Origin of the sequence: Xanthomonas sp. WCS2018Noco2-27 (assembly GCF_031843525.1) — a bacterium.
Lineage (GTDB): Bacteria > Pseudomonadota > Gammaproteobacteria > Xanthomonadales > Xanthomonadaceae > Xanthomonas.
The window spans coordinates 1,063,241-1,077,132 of record NZ_JAVTIK010000001.1 but is presented as its reverse complement, the minus strand read 5'-3'; the positions used below and the strand labels follow the sequence as shown (position 1 = coordinate 1,077,132).

Below are 13,892 nucleotides of genomic sequence, written 5' to 3'. Positions count from 1 at the left end.
CGATTCTCAGTTCCTCAACGGCTTGCCCGTCTTGAGCATGTGGCCGATGCGCGCCTGGGTTTTTTCCTGCTGGGCCAGTTCAACGAAGTGCTTGCGCTCCAGCTTGAGGAGCCATTCTTCGTCCACCAGCGCGCCGCGATCGACTTCGCCGCCGCACATCACCGTGGCGATACGGGTGGCGATTTCATAGTCGTACTCGCTGATGAAGCGGCCTTCCAGCATGTTGACCAGCAGCATCTTGAAGGTGGCGATACCCACATCGCCGGCGACCTGGATGCGACGTGCCGGCAGCGGGGCGCGGTAGCCGCCTTCCGCCAGTGCACGTGCTTCGGCCTTGGCGATGTGCAGCGCCTCGTAGCTGTTGAACACGATCTTGTCGGTGGCGCGCAACAGGCCCAGTTCCTGGGCGTTGACCGCCGAGTTGGAGACCTTGGCCATCGCGATGGTTTCGAAGGTCTTCTTCAGTTCAGCGAACACGTCGCCGCCCGGACCTGCGGCGATCGAGGCGCGCACCGCGATCTCCTTCAACCCGCCGCCGGCCGGCAGCAGGCCGACGCCGGCTTCGACCAGGCCGATATAGCTTTCCAGCGATGCGACGGTCTTGGCGCTATGCATCTGGAACTCGCAACCACCGCCCAGTGCCAGGCCGCGCACGGCCGAAATCACCGGCACCTGCGCATACTTGATGCGCTGGCTGGTGGCCTGGAAGTTGGCGACCAACGCTTCGAACGCGTCCACCTTGCCGGCCTGCAACAGGCCCAGCGCGCCGGCCAGATCGGCACCGGCGGAGAAGGGCTCCTTCTGCTGCCAGATCACCAGACCGGCGAAGTCCTTCTCGGCGCGGCCAACCACGTCCTGCAAGCCGTTGAGCACATGGTCGGACACGGTGTTCATCTTGGTCTTGAAGCTCACCACCGCGATGTCGTCGCCGTCATGCCACATGCGCACGCCGTCGTTTTCGAACACGGTCTCGCCCGGCGAGAATTGCTCGCCCAACAGCGGATCGGGGAAGCGCTGGCGCTTGTAGACCGGCAGTGCCGAGCGCGGCAGCTTGGCGTCGTGCGCCGGGCTGTACGAGCCTTCGGCACCATGCACGCCGTCGCGGCCATCGAACACCCAATTCGGCAACGGCGCGCTGCTCATGCTCTTGCCGTTGGAGATGTCTTCGGCAATCCACTGCGCCACCTGCTTCCAGCCAGCGGCCTGCCAGGTTTCGAACGGCCCCAGCGACCAGCCGTAGCCCCAGCGGATCGCCAGATCCACATCGCGCGCGGTCTCGGCGATGTCGGCCAGGTGATAGGCGCTGTAGTGGAACAGGTCGCGGAACGTGGCCCACAGGAACTGCGCCTGCGGGTGCTGGCTCTCACGCAACTTGGCGAACTTCTCGGCCGGGTTCTTGATCTTGAGGATCTCGACCACTTCCGGTGCGGCAGTGCGATCAGCGGCGCGGTAATCCTGTTTCTGCAGGTCCAGCACCACGATGTCCTTGCCGACCTTGCGGAAGATACCGGCGCCGACCTTCTGGCCGAGCGCACCCTTGGCGATCAGTGCGTCCAGCCACTTCGGCGACTTGAAATACTGGTGCCACGGGTCGTCCGGTAGCGTGTCGCCCATGGTCTTGATCACGTGCGCCATGGTGTCCAGGCCGACGACGTCCGAGGTGCGGTAGGTCGCCGACTTCGGGCGGCCGACCAGCGGGCCGGTCAGGCCGTCCACTTCATCAAAGCCCAGGCCGAACTCCTGCGTGTGATAGATGGTGGACAGGATCGAGAACACACCAATGCGGTTGCCGATGAAGTTCGGGGTGTCCTTGGCGTACACCACACCCTTGCCGAGCGTGGTGACCAGGAACGCTTCCAGGCCTTCCAGCACGGCCTTGTCGGTGCCCTTGGCCGGAATCAGCTCGGCCAGGTGCATGTAGCGCGGCGGGTTGAAGAAATGCACGCCGCAGAAACGGTGGCGCAACTGCTCGGGCAGCACGTCGGACAGCTTGTTGATGCCCAGGCCCGACGTATTGGAGGCAAGTACGGCGTGATCGGCCACATACGGGGCGATCTTCTTGTAAAGGTCCTGCTTCCAGTCCATCCGCTCGGCGATCGCTTCGATGATCAGGTCGCAATCGCGCAACTGTTCCAGGCCGCTCTCGTAGTTGGCCGGCGTGATCGCCTCGGCCAGCGCCTTGCTGGCGAGCGGGGCAGGGCTGAGCTTGCCGAGATTGGCGATGGCCTTGAGCACGACGCCGTCGGCCGGACCTTCCTTGGCAGGCAGGTCGAACAGGACGGTGTCGACGCCGGCATTGGTGAGATGCGCGGCGATCTGCGCGCCCATGACGCCGGCACCGAGCACGGCGGCACGACGAACTAGCAACGGATTGGACATAGCAATTAGCCTCTTGTGGAGCGTTTACGGTGTGGAATGAGCGCGGAAACCAGGTTCCGCGAAACGAATGAGTTCGCGCGCGGCACGCGCACGATGGTCGGCCTCGCTGACGCCCGCCGGGCGCTTGATCAGCCCGAAGTCGGCCATGGCATAGGTGAGCGCACCGGCTAGAAAATCCAGCCGCCAATACAGCTCTTCCTTGCTCAGGCCCGGCACGCAGCCGGCGATGGCCTTGCCGAATTCGCGCAGGACATGGCCGTAATGGTCGGACAGGAATTTGCGCAGGTTGTCGTTCTTTTCCGCGTAGGCGCGTGCGATCACCCGCACGAAGGCGCCGCCGTTCTGGCGGTCCTGTGCCATCGCCAGCGCCGGCTCGACGAAGGCGGCCAGCACCGCGGTGAGCTCGCCCGGCTGCAATTTCTTTGCCGCCTCCAGCTGTTGCAGGCGCGCAGCGGTCATTTCGTCCATGCGACGGCGGAACACCTCGTTGACCAGGTTTTCCTTGGAGCCGAAGTGGTAGTTGACCGCGGCGATGTTGACGTCGGCCTGGGTGGTCAGCTGCCGCAGCGAGGTGCCGGCAAACCCGTGCTGGGCGAACAGCTCCTCGGCGGCACCGAGGATGCGGTCCTTGGTGGAGAAGTGGGCGGGCTTGGGCATGCGCTGGGGTCGGACTCAATCAAACGATTGTTTGAGTCTACGGGTTTGGTTGCGGGCAGGTCATGCGGCAATGCAGCACGATTCAGGGGGCGGTGTGCAAACACGGTGGCGAAGAGATAGAATTGGCTATCGCAAAGAAGCCTAAGCCCGCGTTTTGACGCGGGTTTTTTTCATGATAACCTCGGGTCTTTAGTGGCCCGCCCAACGGAGAACTTCCCATGGCGCTGGAGCGCACCCTGTCCATCATCAAGCCCGACGCCGTCGCCAAGAACGTCATCGGTGAAATCTACAGCCGCTTCGAGAAGGCTGGCCTGAAGGTCGTGGCCGCCAAGTACAAGCAGCTGTCGCGTCGCGAAGCCGAAGGCTTCTACGCCGTGCACCGCGAGCGTCCGTTCTTCAACGCGCTGGTCGAGTTCATGATCTCCGGCCCGGTGATGATCCAGGCGCTGGAAGGCGAAAACGCCGTTGCAGCACACCGCGACCTGCTGGGCGCGACCAATCCCAAGGACGCTGCGCCGGGTACCATCCGCGCCGACTTCGCCGATTCGATCGATGCCAATGCCGCGCACGGCTCGGATTCGGTCGAGAACGCTGCTAACGAAGTCGCTTATTTCTTTGCCGCCACCGAAGTGGTCTCGCGCTGAGGCCGAGAGAGTCGAATCGTGAATGAGGTTGTGATCCCATCCGTGTTGCAGGACGTTCCCGTCCGTTCCCCGGAACTGCGCAAGCAGAACTTGCTCGACCTCGATCGCGAGGGACTGGAGCGCTTCTTTGCCGACACGCTCGGCGAAGCGCGTTACCGCGCCCATCAGGTGATGAAGTGGATTCACCACCGCTACGTCACCGATTTCGACCAGATGACCGACCTCGGCAAGGCATTGCGTGCGAAGTTGCACCAGCATGCCGAGGTACTGGTTCCAAATGTCGTCTTCGACAAGCCGTCTACCGACGGAACCCACAAATGGCTGCTGGCCATGGGCACCGACGGCAAGAACGCCATCGAAACGGTCTACATCCCCGACAAGGGCCGCGGCACGCTGTGCGTGTCCTCCCAGGTCGGCTGCGGGTTGAACTGCACGTTCTGTTCGACCGCCACCCAGGGCTTCAATCGCAACCTCACCACTGCCGAGATCGTTGGGCAGGTCTGGGTGGCGGCGCGCCATCTGGGTAACGTGCCGCACCAGCAGCGCCGCCTCACCAACGTGGTGATGATGGGCATGGGCGAGCCGTTGATGAATTTCGATAACGTCGTGCGCGCGATGAGCGTCATGCGCGACGATCTGGGCTACGGCCTGGCCAGCAAGCGGGTGACGCTGTCGACCTCCGGCCTGGTGCCGATGATCGACCGGCTGTCCACCGAAAGCGATGTCTCGTTGGCGGTTTCGTTGCACGCCGCCAACGACACGCTGCGCGAGAGCCTGGTGCCGTTAAACAAGAAGTACCCGATCGCCGAGTTGATGGAGTCCTGCGCGCGCTACCTGCGTGGCAACAAGAAGCGCGACTCGGTGACCTTCGAATACACCTTGATGAAGGGCATCAACGACCAGCCGGAGCATGCGCGCCAGTTGGCCAGGCTGATGCGTCAGTTCGACAATACGGTGCAGTCCAAGGACGCCGGTAAGGTCAATTTGATTCCGTTCAACCCGTTCCCCGGTACGCGCTACGAGCGCTCTGGCGAGACGGAAATTCGCGCATTCCAGAAGATTCTGCTCGACGCGCAGGTGCTGACGATGGTTCGCCGTACGCGTGGCGACGACATCGATGCGGCGTGCGGGCAGCTCAAGGGGCAGGTCATGGACCGCACCCGTCGCCAGGCGGAGTTCCGCCGCACATTGGAAGGGCAGGCCGATCGAGATGCGGCAGCGTGAACTTGCGTTAATGGCGGCCGTGGCGATCGCGTTATGCGCGGTCGGCTGCGGTGGTCGCAATGCCAAGGCCGGTTCGGCCAAGAGTGTGGAAGAAGTCGCGCCGGTGTATTCGTTCCGCGACAACAAGGCCACCAAGGATCGTCTGGCGGTGCAGGAAAAGCTCGGCCTGGCCAGTAACAGGATGCAGACCGGCGACTATGTCGGCGCCGAAGAGCAGATCCGCGCCGCGTTGAAGAAAGATCCGCAATCGGTGGACGCCATCGGCATGTTGGCCCTGATCCAGGGTGGCCGCGGCGATGTCGCCGGTTCGGGCGCATCCTATCGCCGCGCCGCCGAACTGGCGCCGCAGCGCGGAGATGTGTTGAACAATTATGGCGCGTGGGTATGCGCCAATGGGTCGCCTGCCGAATCGCTGATCTGGTTCGATCGCGCATTGGCCGACCGCACCTACGCATCGCCTGCGTCCGCACTTGGCAATGCAGGTGGTTGCGCACTCAAGGCGGGGCAGCCCGAGCGCGCGGCAAGCGATTTACGCAAAGCGCTCGAGATGGATCCGAGCAATCCCTATGCGTTGGAGTCGATGGCGCGGCTGGAGGCCGGGCGCCGCAATTATTTTGAAGCACGTGCTTTTATCGAACGACGGCTTGCGGCTGCACCGGTAACGGCTTCCGTGTTACAACTCGCCATTCAGATTGAGCAAGGGCTAGGCGACAAGGTAGCTGCCAGCCGTTACCAACAGCGGTTGGTCAAGGAATTTCCTGACGCAGCGACCGCTAACCCCGGGGCCAATGCATTGTGATCAGTGATTCCAATCCGAACCCTTTCGAGCAGGAAAAGGGCTGCGGGCCGCAGTTACGCGACGCGCGCGAAGCGGCAGGCCTGAGCATCGACGATGTCGCCGGCAAGTTGCGCATGCCGGCACACGTGGTGCGGTCGCTAGAGCAGGAAGACTGGCAGCGCCTGGGCGCCCCGGTTTTTGTGCGCGGTCAGTTGCGCAGTTATGCGCGGCTGCTGCATATCGATCTGGAGCCGTCGCTGCAGCAAGCCAGCATCGCGCCGATCGAACCGGTGAAGCTGGTCAGCCATACCCACACGCCACGTGCGCGCCGCATTTTCGAAAGTACCGCGCGCAAGGCGATGTATGTCGTGATCACCGGTGTGTTTGCGGTGCCGGTCTGGTACGCAACACGCTCGCATCTGGACGGCAGGTCGCCGAGCACGGTGTCTCTGGACAGCATGCCGGTCGCAGCGAAGACAGGCACGGCCGGTAACGCTTCAGCGCAACCGGCCGCAGCGCCGCGCGAGCAGCCGGCGCCGTACATTGCGTCGATGACCCCGGTGCCGCGCGCAACGCCCGAAGCCGAGGCATTACCGGCAGTGGCGGATGCTGGCAAAAGTCTGTCGTTGAGTTTCAGTGGCGACAGCTGGGTGCAGATCCTGGCGCCGGATGGCAGCGCAGTCGAAAAAACGCTGATCCGTGCCGGTGAGCGTCGTAGCTATTCGCCGGGTCAGGTGGGCCGCATCGTGCTGGGCAATGCGTCGGCGGTAGAGGTTCAGCAAGGCGGCAGTATCGTCGATGTGAAACCGTTCCAGCGCGCTAACGTGGCACGTTTTGCGGTATCCTCCGACGGCTCCGTGGTACCTGCTTCCGAGTGAAGCGGACTGCGGTTTTTCATTTTTCCCTTTTGATGTTCCGCGCCTCCGGGATGACGGAGCGAGAGTACGCATGGCGATCGACGATCTGCTGGACGAACACGAACAAGGCGAACGCGTTCGTTCCTGGTTGAGAAAGAATGGCGCGGGACTGGTGGGCGGCGTCCTGCTCGGTCTGGCCCTGATCCTGGGCTGGCAGTGGTGGCAGAAGCACACCACCACCGAATTGGTCGAAGCCAACTCGCGTTACGAGGCGGTGGTGAAGTCGATCCAGGGCAAGGACCTGGACAAGGCGGCCAAGGACATCGTGGCGCTCGACGACGGCAAGGGCGGCATCTATGCCGAGCTGGCGGCGCTACGTCTGGCCAAGGCGCAGGTTGATGCCGGCAAGAATGCCGAAGCGATCAAGACGCTGCGCGACGTGCCTGCACAAGGCGAGCTCAAGCAGATCGTGCAGCAGCGTCTGGCACGCGTGCTGACCGAGAGCGGCAAGCCGGACGAGGCGATCAAGCTGTTGGCCGAGGCGCAGGATCACACCAGCCTGGAGATCCGCGCCGACGCGCTGGTCGCGCAGGGCAAGGCCGATGAGGCGCGTGCGCTGTACGCCAAGGCATTGACCACGGTGGATGTGGCCTCGCCGCAGCGCCGGTTGCTGGAAACCAAGCTGATGGATGTGGGCGGCAAAGTGCCCGATCCGGCGGAGCAGATTTGATGAAGCAGGACACCATGTACAAGCGCATTGCGTTGATCGCCCTGATGGGTATGTCGTTGGCGGGTTGCAGCACGGTCAAGGGCTGGTTTGCCGGTAAGGATGCTGCTGCCAAGAAGGCGCAGGAGCCTGCCGAGCTGGTCAAGTTCGAACCGTCGGTCAAGGTCGACAAGATCTGGTCCACCGGCGTCGGCAAGGGCGAAGGGCACATTGGTGTGCGTCAGCGCCCGGCCGTGGCCGATGGCAAGGTGTACGTCTCGGCGATCACCGGCGGCGTGCAGGCGCTGGACCTGCAGACCGGCAAGCGCGTGTGGGAATACAAGCCGAAGAAAGAAGAGCGTAACGATCGCAAGTTCAAGCAGCGCCTGTCCGGCGGTCCCGGTGTTGGCGAAGGCCTGGTGGTGATCGGGACGCTGTCTGGCGATGTGATTGCGTTGAACCAGGCCGACGGCACCGAAAAGTGGCGCGCCAAGGTACCCAACGAAGTGATCGCCGCGCCTGCCATTGCACAGAGTCTGGTACTGGTGCGTAGCAACGACGGTCGCGTCAGCGCCTTCGATGCGGCGACCGGCGAGCGTCGCTGGTTCCATGCCGAGGAAGGCCCGACCCTGTCGGTGCGCGGCAATGCGCCGATCGTGACTGGCCCGGGCGTGGTGTTCGTCGGCAACGATAGCGGCACCTTGAGTGCGCTGGCGCTGCAGGATGGCCGCCCGTTGTGGGAGCAGGCCATCGGCGTGCCGGAAGGTCGCACCGAGCTGGAGCGCATGTCCGACGTGGACGGCGCACCGGTAGTGGATGGCACCACGCTGTATGCCACCAGCTTCAAGAACGAAACGCTCGCGCTGGAAGGCCCGAGCGGCCGTCCGCTGTGGACGCGCGATCACGGCGGCGCCGGTGGCGTTGGTGTGTCGTCCGCCATGGTGGTGGTGTCCGACAACGCCGGTTCGGTGTGGGGCCTGGACAAGAGCAGCGGTGCGGCGATGTGGTCGCAGGCTGCCTTGGCGCGTCGCTCCCTGACCGGTGTGGCCATCCAGGGCGATTACGCCGTGGTTGGCGATTACAAGGGTTATCTGCACTGGCTGAAACTCAGCGATGGTGCACTGGCCGCGCGCGCTCGCGCTGGACGCGACACGCTGCTGGCGCAGCCGATAGTCGTCGATGGCATTTTGCTGGTACAAAACACCGACGGCGATCTCACCGCCTTCCGGTTGGCACAATAAGGACCTTGCGATGCTGCCCCTGGTCGCCCTGGTTGGACGGCCCAATGTCGGCAAGTCCACCATCTTCAATGCGCTGACGCGCACCCGTGACGCGCTGGTCCATGACCAGCCCGGCGTCACCCGCGACCGTAACTACGGCGTCTGCCGTCTCGACGAGGAGCGCCCCTTCATCGTGGTCGATACCGGTGGTATCGCCGGCGACGAGGAAGGCCTGGCCGGTGCGACTGCGCGTCAGGCACGCGCTGCCGCAGGCGAGGCGGATCTGGTGCTGTTCGTGGTCGATGGCCGCGAAGGCGCCTCATCGCTGGACGACGAAATCCTGGCCTGGTTGCGCAAGCTCGCGCGGCCGACTGTGCTGGTGATCAACAAGATCGACGGTACCGACGAAGAGACCGTGCGCTCGGAATTTGCGCGCTACGGCTTCTCCGATGTGGTTGCGCTGTCTGCTGCGCATCGGCAGGGGATCGACGAACTGCTCGAAGAAGTCGGTACCCGACTGCCTGCGGAAGGTGCCGGCGAGTTGTTGGATACCGATCCGGCACGCGTGCGTATCGCCTTTGTCGGTCGCCCGAACGTGGGCAAGTCGACGCTGGTCAATCGCCTGCTTGGCGAAGAGCGCATGATCGCCTCGGAAGTGCCGGGCACCACGCGTGACTCGATCGCAGTGGATATGGATCGCGACGGTCGCCAATACCGTTTGATCGACACGGCAGGCCTGCGTCGCAGGGGCAAGGTCGAAGAGGCGGTGGAGAAATTCAGCGCGTTCAAGACGCTGCAGGCGATCGAACAATGCCAGGTCGCAGTGCTGATGCTCGATGCCGGCGAAGGCGTCACCGATCAGGACGCGACCATTCTTGGTGCAATCCTGGACGCTGGCCGTGCGCTGGTCGTGGCGATCAACAAGTGGGATGGACAGAGCGACTATCAGCGTGCGCAGGCCGAAGACCTGTTGTCGCGCAAGCTGGGCTTTGTCAGCTGGGCCGAGGCGGTACGGATTTCCGCGCTGCATGGCTCGGGCATGCGCGAGCTGTTCCAGGCGATCCATCGTGCGCATGCATCGGCCACGCATGAGTTCAGCACCAGCGAAGTGAATCAGGCGCTGGAAATCGCCTACGAAACCAATCCGCCGCCGAGCATTCGTGGCCACGTCTCCAAGTTGCGCTATGTGCATCCGGGTGGCGCAAATCCGCCGACGTTCATCGTGCACGGCACGCGATTGAAGGTGCTGCCGGAATCCTACAAGCGCTATTTGGAAAACTTCTTCCGCAAGCGCTTCAAGCTGGTGGGGACGCCGGTGCGTTTCATCTTCCGCGAAGGCTCTAATCCGTACGAGGGCAAGAAGAACACGCTTTCGGACCGTCAGGTTGCGCGCAAGCGGCGTCTGATGCGGCACGTCAAGGGCAAGTAAATCTTTGCCGTATGCCATGGCGCCTCGGCGCCGTGGCATCGATGGATTGCAGTAGCGTGTGTTGGCTAGCGAGCGGCGGGTAATGCGCCCGCACGCGGCATCTGCATGACAGGCCGACGGGGTAGGCCCCGAGCAGTCATGGCACGCTGGTATCCTTCATGCCATGAACGACTATCCCACCCGTATTGCTTACGCGCAGGCGTTGCAGATTCTGCACGCCGTCGCCGGTGCTAATCGTCCGCCCGACGAAAACATTGCCACCGCGCGTGCCGATGGCCGCATCTCTGCCGCCGACCTGATTGCGCCACTGGCGTTGCCGCCATTCGCCAACAGTGCGATGGATGGCTTTGCATTTCGGCATGCCGATCTGGCTGGCGCGCAGACGCGCTTACACCTTGTCGGCGAGCAGTTTGCCGGCGAGCAGTGGGTCGGCACGCTGGCCGAAGGGCAATGCCTGCGCATCACCACCGGTGCTCCGCTTCCGGCAGGGGCCGACACCGTGGTACCCAAGGAAGACACCGAGGAACGCGACGGCGTGGTCACCATCCGGTCCACACCCAGCGCGGGTGCATCGGTGCGCTTGGCCGGCAGCGATGTGCGTGCAGGCGATCTGGTAATCCAGACCGGGCAGGTGCTGACTCCCGCACGTATCGGACTGGCTGCGGCGCTGGGCATGTCGCGACTGGCGGTGGCACCGCGGCCGACCATCGCGGTGCTGGCCACTGGCGATGAGTTGGTGGAGCCGGGCATGCCGCTTGGCCCCGGCCAGATCTACAACAGCAACCGCGACATGCTGATGGCGCAGCTGCGGGCGTTGGGCTATGCGCCGACCGCGTGGCCGACCTTGCCGGACGACCCGCAGCGCATCCGCACAATGCTGGAAGATGCGGCCGCCGCCTTCGATGTGGTGATTACCTGCGGCGGTGTGTCGGCCGGCGAAAAGGATTATCTGCCGGGACTGATCCAGGAGTTGGGGCAGATCCATTTCTGGCGTGTGCGCATGCGTCCGGGCATGCCGGCGGTGTTGGGGCAGATCGGGCGCTGCCTGGTGTTGGGGCTGCCGGGTAATCCGGTATCTGTCCTGGCAACGTTGATCGCCTACGGTGTGCCGTTGCTGGACGGGTTACAGGGACGCAGCGAGCCGCGCCCGGTGTGGCACGCCGCGCTGGCCAGTCCCTGGGAAAAACGTCACGAGCGCCTGGAATTCCTGCGCGGCCGATTGGAATGTGGCACCGACGGACGTCTGAGCGCGCAGCCGCATCGTGGCGACGCTTCGCATCTGCTGCGTGGCGCGGCCGACAGCAATGCCCTGATCGTCCTGCCGGAGCAAGCGCGTCGCTTCGAGGCGGGCGAGATCGTGCGGGTGATTCCGTACGCGTTGTAGGCATACGACCAAGAGCCGCTCACTCAACGTGGTGAGCAGTCGTCAAGTGGGTATGGACGGCGCGCTCAGAATCGGTGTGTACGAGTGATTCCGAGCACGGGTTGCGCCTGCCTGGTGGATACAACGTCGTTTTACTAGCTGCTCTAAATGACTTGTCTGCGCGGCGACACTGCTGTCGCGAGGGTAAGGAGTAAGCGTTGCGGAGAACGTGTGCCGCTTGGCTTCGCCGCGCTGCAAAAGCCGCTGTGGTACGCCGGCGCTTCAGGCGGGTTCGCTCAACGCGCTAGCGCGTCAACCGACGTTGATTGGCCGCCGAGTCGCGCCGGCGCATCTGCGCCGCTAGCGCGATCAAGGCGCTGATCGGACGTTGCAGACCTGCAATGCCGCTTCAAAAGCTGCGCTCAGCCGACTGCGCTGCCGCAAAAGGACGCGTAGTCTGCATAACCGGGAAATGCGACACCCGGCGCGCACACCGGGCAGTGCGGATCCGGCGGCAGGCGGATCTCGCGAAACCGCATCGACAGCGCGTCGAAGCTGAGCAGGCGGCCGCTCAGGCTGTTGCCGATGCCAAGCAGCAACTTGAGCGCTTCGGTGGCTTGCAACAGCCCGATCACGCCCGGCAGCACGCCGAGTACGCCGGCTTCCGCGCAGCTGGGCGCAAATTCCGGCGGCGGCGGCTCGGGGAACAGGCAGCGGTAGCACGGCGCCTGCCCGCGATTGCGGCCGGCATCGAACACGCTCACCTGGCCTTCGAACTGTTGCACCGCGCCGTAGACCAGTGGCTTGCCGAGTTTGACGCAGGCATCGTTGAGTAAATAGCGCGCCGCAAAGTTGTCGGCGCCATCGACCACCACATCGACATCCTGCAACAACGCTTCCACGTTGTCGGCGGTCACGCGTGTCTGTACCGCCTCGACGTGCACGCGGGGATTGAGCGCGCCGATCCGCTGTACCGCCGAGTCAACCTTGGCAGTGCCGACGCTGTCTTCGGTATGCAGGATCTGCCGCTGCAGATTGCTGCGGTCGACGACATCGTCGTCGGCCAGGCGCAGGTGGCCTACGCCTGCGGCAGCGAGATAAAACGCAGCCGGCGAGCCCAGCCCGCCAGCGCCGATCAGCAGCACGCGCGCACGTGCCAGCCGCTGCTGGCCTTGCAGGCCGACCTGGGGCAAGCGCAGATGCCGCGAATAGCGCTCAAGAAAATCCTGCTCGTCCGCCGGCAGCGTCGGGCGCACCAACGGCAGGCCATCGCTCAGCCATGCAGTGGTCCCTCCCAGCACCGATGCCACCTGCATGTATCCCTGTGCACGCAAGACCTCGGCCGTGTGCGCGGAGCGTTTGCCACTCTGGCAGATCAACAGGATTTCGCGTGCTTGGTCGGGCAAATGCTGGGTGGGGGCAGTTTCAAGATCGTGTTGCGCAATCGCCAACGCACCTTCGGCCTGGCCGCTGGCGCGCTCATGCAGGTGCCGGATATCGATCAATAAGGCACCTTGCAGGGCGCGTGCACGCGCATCGGCGGGGGAGAGGTCATGGCTGCTCATGGCGCCATTGTCGCGCAAACATCAGGGGTTTGATGTGCAGCGGCTGGCGGCGGGAATCGAGCGTACCCAGGCCGATCCTCTGGCCTTCGAGCGCGATGTCGAAGAACCCTTTACAACGCCATCTTGGCGATGACTGTACGAAGTCTTCTTCAGGTGTGGCCCGCACCTGGCGCAGAAATTCTGCGGCACGCTTCCGACGATCAACTAGAGCAGATCGATCAGCATCGCGAAGTGGCTGGACCTTGCGTTCAATCACGAGCTCAACAACAACCCGACGCTGTTGGCCGGAGCGCGCAAGTTACTAGGAACCAGGGCCAATCACTGCCTGGATTGCCAACGCGCAGATTTCCCGCGCGAGATTGCAGCGCTGGTACGTCCGTAGCACTGCGGATTTTCGTTTCTGCCGATGACGTGGCGTGCTGCATTGTCATCAGGCTCACCCAGGCGGCGGTAGCGTAGCGAAATGGTCTTGCGTTGGATGTTCGTCAGACAGATGCGGACGGTCTCTGGAATCTGCGTGTTCGCGTCAACGCGCAAGTTGTGCGCCGTCCGAATCCACCTGAGCATTCTTCGCCACGTCTTATCAGCCGCGTTTGGCTACAGAAGGAGATCTCGATGACACCCGATATCGATGCGCAGTTGAAACAGCTGGCAGAACACTTGCCCGAGATTCGCAGCCAGCATCCGGACGATTTTTGGGACGTGTTCCACGCACGTGCCGAAAAAATTACTGCTGCTGCCCAGTCGCAGGAAGAGGCCGCGCAGATTGCCAAACGGGTCGATGAAATTCTGGCCGCCAATCAGCTGGGACCAGCAGACCCTGGGGCGTGAAATCGTCGCTGCTCGGTTGCCAATCGCGGGCGATAACGCATGAGGTGGTGCGACCTATCGATCGATGTGCATGTCTTGCGTGATTGAAAGCGGCGCTGCGTCAGTACTGCCTCGGCGCTGGTTTCGTCTTCATGCTGCTGCTTGTTCGTGATGCACGTATCCGGTTTCGACTCGGTGAAGCGCGGTGCGTTGCGTGGTGCGTGCGGGGGCATCGTATGGTTGTGTGTGCGACCGCATCG

General features: G+C 63.6%; 13 protein-coding genes. 9 read left to right on the top strand and 4 right to left on the bottom strand.

The annotated features are described in order from the left end of the window. Nucleotides 1-6: 6 nt before the first annotated feature. Both RQH86_RS04695 and RQH86_RS04690 read right to left on the bottom strand, forming a co-directional pair. Nucleotides 7-2,379 (bottom strand): 3-hydroxyacyl-CoA dehydrogenase/enoyl-CoA hydratase family protein, encoded by a 2,373-nt coding sequence (locus tag RQH86_RS04695; RefSeq protein WP_311238852.1) that lies wholly within the window; start codon nt 2,377-2,379, stop codon nt 7-9. Nucleotides 2,380-2,403: 24 nt separating this feature from the next. Further along, nucleotides 2,404-3,036: a TetR/AcrR family transcriptional regulator gene (locus tag RQH86_RS04690; RefSeq protein ID WP_115527758.1), complete on the bottom strand. Its 633-nt coding sequence runs from the start codon at nt 3,034-3,036 to the stop codon at nt 2,404-2,406. 218 nt (nt 3,037-3,254) lie between these two features. Here RQH86_RS04690 and ndk point away from each other — a divergent pair, with 218 nt between their 5' ends. The 8 genes from ndk (at nt 3,255) to glp (ending at nt 11,278) form a co-directional block, all read left to right on the top strand. Further along, entirely contained in the window at nt 3,255-3,680 is a 426-nt protein-coding gene (gene ndk / locus RQH86_RS04685; RefSeq protein WP_002812972.1) for a nucleoside-diphosphate kinase, read from the top strand. Between the two features lie 18 nt (nt 3,681-3,698). Continuing rightward, complete coding sequence (rlmN, locus tag RQH86_RS04680) at nt 3,699-4,904, top strand: 23S rRNA (adenine(2503)-C(2))-methyltransferase RlmN (protein WP_055854364.1); 1,206 nt, start codon at nt 3,699-3,701, stop codon at nt 4,902-4,904. A gap of 10 nt (nt 4,905-4,914) precedes the next feature. Continuing rightward, nucleotides 4,915-5,703, top strand: a complete 789-nt coding sequence (gene pilW, locus RQH86_RS04675) for a type IV pilus biogenesis/stability protein PilW (protein ID WP_311238889.1) — start codon at nt 4,915-4,917, stop codon at nt 5,701-5,703. Continuing rightward, nucleotides 5,700-6,560: a RodZ domain-containing protein gene (locus tag RQH86_RS04670; protein WP_311238853.1), complete on the top strand. Its 861-nt coding sequence runs from the start codon at nt 5,700-5,702 to the stop codon at nt 6,558-6,560. The genes pilW and RQH86_RS04670 overlap by 4 nt, the downstream gene beginning before the upstream one ends. Before the next feature lie 70 nt (nt 6,561-6,630). After that, nucleotides 6,631-7,269: a tetratricopeptide repeat protein gene (locus RQH86_RS04665; protein WP_311238854.1), complete on the top strand. Its 639-nt coding sequence runs from the start codon at nt 6,631-6,633 to the stop codon at nt 7,267-7,269. Continuing rightward, on the top strand, nt 7,269-8,486 hold the full coding sequence (gene bamB, locus RQH86_RS04660) for an outer membrane protein assembly factor BamB (protein WP_311238855.1): 1,218 nt from the start codon (nt 7,269-7,271) through the stop codon (nt 8,484-8,486). Before RQH86_RS04665 ends, bamB begins: the two co-directional genes overlap by 1 nt. A 10-nt stretch (nt 8,487-8,496) precedes the next feature. Beyond that, nucleotides 8,497-9,894: a ribosome biogenesis GTPase Der gene (gene der / locus RQH86_RS04655; RefSeq protein WP_311238856.1), complete on the top strand. Its 1,398-nt coding sequence runs from the start codon at nt 8,497-8,499 to the stop codon at nt 9,892-9,894. Between the two features lie 163 nt (nt 9,895-10,057). Next, on the top strand, nt 10,058-11,278 hold the full coding sequence (glp, locus tag RQH86_RS04650) for a gephyrin-like molybdotransferase Glp (protein ID WP_311238857.1): 1,221 nt from the start codon (nt 10,058-10,060) through the stop codon (nt 11,276-11,278). A gap of 401 nt (nt 11,279-11,679) precedes the next feature. On the opposite strand, the gene moeB is transcribed toward glp, so the two are convergent. Further along, a complete protein-coding gene (gene moeB, locus RQH86_RS04645; protein ID WP_311238858.1) occupies nt 11,680-12,822 on the bottom strand; it encodes a molybdopterin-synthase adenylyltransferase MoeB in 1,143 nt (380 codons plus the stop codon). After that, the gene (locus RQH86_RS04640) at nt 12,809-13,078 is read right to left on the bottom strand and encodes a hypothetical protein (RefSeq protein WP_311238859.1); all 270 of its coding nucleotides are present in this window, start codon (nt 13,076-13,078) and stop codon (nt 12,809-12,811) included. The genes moeB and RQH86_RS04640 overlap by 14 nt, the downstream gene beginning before the upstream one ends. A 359-nt stretch (nt 13,079-13,437) precedes the next feature. Here RQH86_RS04640 and RQH86_RS04635 point away from each other — a divergent pair, with 359 nt between their 5' ends. Further along, on the top strand, nt 13,438-13,653 hold the full coding sequence (locus tag RQH86_RS04635; protein WP_311238860.1) for a hypothetical protein: 216 nt from the start codon (nt 13,438-13,440) through the stop codon (nt 13,651-13,653). Nucleotides 13,654-13,892 lie beyond the last annotated feature (239 nt).